This is a genomic window from Amaricoccus sp., from assembly GCF_017995835.1.
GTDB lineage: Bacteria > Pseudomonadota > Alphaproteobacteria > Rhodobacterales > Rhodobacteraceae > Amaricoccus.
Genome location: NZ_JAGOID010000177.1, coordinates 1 through 3,628 on the forward strand (window position 1 = coordinate 1; position 3,628 = coordinate 3,628).

General features: G+C 71.1%; 4 protein-coding genes and 1 pseudogene. 1 reads left to right on the forward strand and 4 read right to left on the reverse strand.

Annotation, left to right across the window (positions count from 1 at the left end; translation table 11 throughout):
• Window positions 1-217, reverse strand: a 217-nt coding sequence (locus KBA23_RS16205; protein ID WP_290743142.1) for a hypothetical protein, incomplete at its 3' end; no start/stop codon positions are given.
• A gap of 221 nt (window positions 218-438) precedes the next feature.
• Between KBA23_RS16205 and KBA23_RS16210 the strand changes: the two genes are divergently transcribed.
• Window positions 439-2,415, forward strand: coding sequence for a GAF domain-containing sensor histidine kinase (locus KBA23_RS16210; protein ID WP_290743145.1), 1,977 nt, complete (start codon window positions 439-441; stop codon window positions 2,413-2,415).
• Between the two features lie 21 nt (window positions 2,416-2,436).
• Here KBA23_RS16210 and KBA23_RS16215 read toward each other — a convergent pair whose 3' ends face one another.
• The 3 genes and pseudogenes from KBA23_RS16215 to KBA23_RS16225 all read right to left on the reverse strand — a co-directional run.
• Complete coding sequence (locus tag KBA23_RS16215) at window positions 2,437-2,826, reverse strand: response regulator (RefSeq protein WP_290743148.1); 390 nt, start codon at window positions 2,824-2,826, stop codon at window positions 2,437-2,439.
• On the reverse strand, window positions 2,823-3,344 hold the full coding sequence (locus KBA23_RS16220; RefSeq protein ID WP_290743151.1) for a hydrogenase maturation protease: 522 nt from the start codon (window positions 3,342-3,344) through the stop codon (window positions 2,823-2,825). The genes KBA23_RS16215 and KBA23_RS16220 overlap by 4 nt, the downstream gene beginning before the upstream one ends.
• Window positions 3,341-3,628, reverse strand: a pseudogene (locus KBA23_RS16225) (Ni/Fe hydrogenase subunit alpha); the annotation flags it as partial. The pseudogene KBA23_RS16225 and the gene KBA23_RS16220, both read right to left, overlap by 4 nt.

Below are 3,628 nucleotides of genomic sequence, written 5' to 3' on the forward strand. Positions count from 1 at the left end.
AGCAGTAGGCGACCTCCTGACCACTCTCGACCTGCAGCGGCGGCGTGGTGATCGTGAAGCCGGGGCAGGTTGCCGGACCGGCACCCCAGGAGCAGGAGTCTCCCGACTCGAAGCTGTCGACCAGGATCGGATCGGGAAGGCCGGCGTAAGACGGATTGGCGCCGAGCAACACGGCCGCTGCGAGCCACGCGAAGCGACGGCAGGCGAGATAAGCCATGACGGAGTCCCCGGGCGGGAACCTAGCACACACCGGCGCCGCCGGGCGGTGGCGGGGCGAGCCCCCCCGCGAGAGCTGCGGCCGGGGGGCGCCCGCATCGGGTATTGCGGCAGTCGGCGATCTCGTGCACCATCTACTCGTGACCCCGCGCTGCATGGCTGTGAAAGCCGACGCGCAGCTGACCCCTCGCTCACCGCAGCCTCGGTTCTGAGAGCCGGGCCGTGACCGTCGAAAGCGACACCAGCCGCCGACCGGATCACGGCGAGCTCCTGCGCCCCCTGCCGCAGCTCTGGGGCCGCCGCGGGCTCTGGCAGATCCGCCTGCGCTGGGCCGTCGCGCCGCTCATGTCACTGGGCGTCCTTGCCGGCCAGGCGGTCGGCTTCGAGTTGCGCGCCGCGCCGATCCTGCTCATCGCGATCGCCAGTCTGGTCTACAACGCCGCCTTCGCCTGGATCTACCAGCACTGGGAGCGGGAGCTCGTCGCCGATCCGCGCTTCGAACGTCGCGTGGTGATCTCGGAGGTGCTGGCCGACTACGCGGCGATGCTCCTGCTCGTCCATCTGACCGGCGGAGCTGCGAGCCCGCTCGCCCTCTTCCTTCTCTTCCACGTCATCGTCGGCGCGGTGCAGTTCTCTCCTGCCACCGCGCATCTCTTCGCGGCCTTCGCCGCGGCCGGACTCTGGGCGATCCATGGGCTGGACGTCGCCGGCTGGCTCCCCAGCCAGGGACTCGCCTTCCGCGGGCGACCGCTGCACGGGCTCGACGATCCGGCTGCGGCGACGGTCTTCCTGCTCGTTCTCACCGCGACGCTCTTCCTGACCGCAACCATGGTCGCGCGCATCATGCGGCAGCTGCGCGTCCGCGTCGACGAGCTCGGCGCTGCTTCCGGCGAGCTGGCCGACCTCAACACGCGGCTGAACAGCCTCTATGCGATGGTCCGCTCGATCGGCGCCGAGCGCCATCTCTCGCCCAAGCTCGAGGCCGTCGTCCGCGAGCTGGCCCGGGTGACCGAGGTGCCGGCGGCGGCGGTGAAGCTCCTCTCCGAAGACGGCAGAACGCTGCGCTACGTGGCGGCGCACGGACTGCCCCGTGAGCTGGTGGAGAAGACCGTCATCCGCGTCGACCAGAGCCCGCTCAACCGGCGCATCCTCGACGGCGAGACGCTGGTGCACGGCCGCATCGGCGGCGATCCCGCGCAGCAGCACAAGAGCGAGCTCGCCCCGCTCGGCTTCCGCTCGGCGGTGCTGGCGCCGCTCAAGGTCGAGTCGCGGGTGATCGGCACACTCGGCGTCTACGCGCCGACCGCCGACCGCTTCAGCGACCGCGACTCCGAGTTCCTGCGCCTGGCCGCCGACCTGGTCGCGCTCGCCATCGAGGACGCCCAGGCCAACGAGGCGATCGAACGCCTGATGGCCGAGCGGACACAGTTCATGCTCAAGGTGGCCCACAACCTGTGCGCGCCCCTCTCGGCGGGCCTGTCGATGCTCGATCTGGTCGCCGGCGGAGTCCTCGGACCGGTGAACGAGGCTCAGGCGGATCACCTGCGGCGGGTCGAAGAGCGGCTGTCGTCTCTCGACCGCGCCATCGGGCAACTGCTCACCATCGCCCGCACTCGCGATGTCAGCCGCGAGATCCCGGATGTCGTCGTCGACCTCGATCGGCTCGCCGCGCAGACCGAGCGCACCTTCCGCGACGAGGCTGCTCGTCGGGAGCTGCGCTTCGCGGTGACAGTCGAGCCCGGTCTGCCGCCGGTCGCGAGCGGCGTCGACCTGCTCAAGGAGATGCTGGAGAACCTGGTCTCGAACGCCCTCAAGTACACCCCCGCGGGCGGCGAGGTCCGCGTGCGCTTCGAGCGCGGCGAGCCGGGCGAGGTGCGAATCCGCGTGCGCGATACCGGCATCGGCATCCCCGAGCGCGAGCAGGGCCGGCTGTTTCAGGAGTTCTTCCGCGCCGCCAACGCCAAGAAACACTCTCCCGCGGGCACCGGCCTGGGGCTGACGCTCGTCAAGCAGACGGTCGAGCGCCACCATGGCAGGGTCCGCATCGACAGCGCGGAAGGGCGCGGCACCAGCGTGACCATCGACTTGCCGGTGCGCCGGGTCAGCCTGCCCGCTCAGCCGGCCCCCGAGACACCAAACGGGCCGGAGACCCCGGAAACCCCGGAGACCCCGGAAACCCCGGAGATCGCCGTCGGCTGATTTCGTCCGGCGCGGCGCCGGTCAGCGCAGGCGCGCTTCGGCCAGAGCGGCGGCAAGCACCGCGAGAAGGTGCTGACGTGCGAGCGGTTTTTGAAAGACGCCGGCCAGGCCGAGCGGCGCGGCTTCGGTGGCGAGATGCAGGCTGTCGCCGACCGAGCTCAGCAGGAAGATCGGCGCCCGGCAGCCGGCGGCGAGCAGCTCCCGGGTGAGCCCCAACCCCGAGTCGACCTCTTCCATCATCAGGTCCACGATCACCGCATCCGCCGTCGTCTCGCGCCAGGCGCGCAAGCCGGCCTCGGCGCTCTCGGCGCCGACGACCGCGTAGCCTGCGCCCTCGAGTACCGTGCGCAGGAAGGACAGAATGTCCGGATCGTCATCGACGCAGAGAATCACCGCTCGGTCATCTGTCATGGTGCGCCTCGCTGTTCAGCCGCCGCCACGGCCGCGAACCGCGGCGCTCCACCCTCGCCGCAGCCGGCCGCCAGCGCCTCGAGCACCGCGGCGATTGCGGCTTCGAGGTTGACGCGCGCCGCCGCCGAAAGCTCCTCGCCGAAGTCGTCGAAGTCGTAGCCTCGGATGCCCATCAACCAGGCCTCCGGCGCCGCGCCGAAAAGCTCCCGGCCGAGCCGCAGGACTCGCGCCGGCGAGATGCCGTGGCTGGTGAAGCCGGGGCCGCCGCTGCCGCCCGCCTCGGGCTCCAGCCGGTGAAAGCGGAAGGGCCCCGGTCCGGCGCGATCGGCGTCGACGAACAGCACCCGGGCGCAACCGCAGAGCTCTGCCGCATCCTCGACCTGCAGCTGGTAGTCCGCGCTCACCGCGAGATCCGCCACGCCGCGATCACGAATCGCCTCCGCGAAGGCCGGGCCGAGGCCGTCGTCTCGCCGGCCCGGGTTCCCCCAGGCGAGGACGAGCGTCGCGGCGGCGTTCACGAGCTCCTCGCGCGGCGATCGAGCTCGCTGCTGTCGGGCCCCTCGATCGTCACCTCGAGCGGCATCGAGCCGAGCGCGTGCGTGGCGCAGGAGAGGCACGGATCGTAGGCGCGGATGCCGACCTCGATCTGGTTGAGCAGCCCCTCGGTGATCACCGCCGCGCCGGCCAGCTTCTGCTCGGCGATGCGCGCCACGGTGCGGTTCATCGCTTCGTTGTTGCAGGTCGTCGAAACGATGAGATTGGCCATCGTCACGCGGCCGTCGTCGTCCACGCGGTAGTGGTG

Bases quoted from the DNA above. Each gene is read 5' to 3' on its own strand.
- KBA23_RS16215 (WP_290743148.1), bottom strand. From the start codon at position 2,826: ATGACAGATGACCGAGCGGTGATTCTCTGCGTCGATGACGATCCGGAC.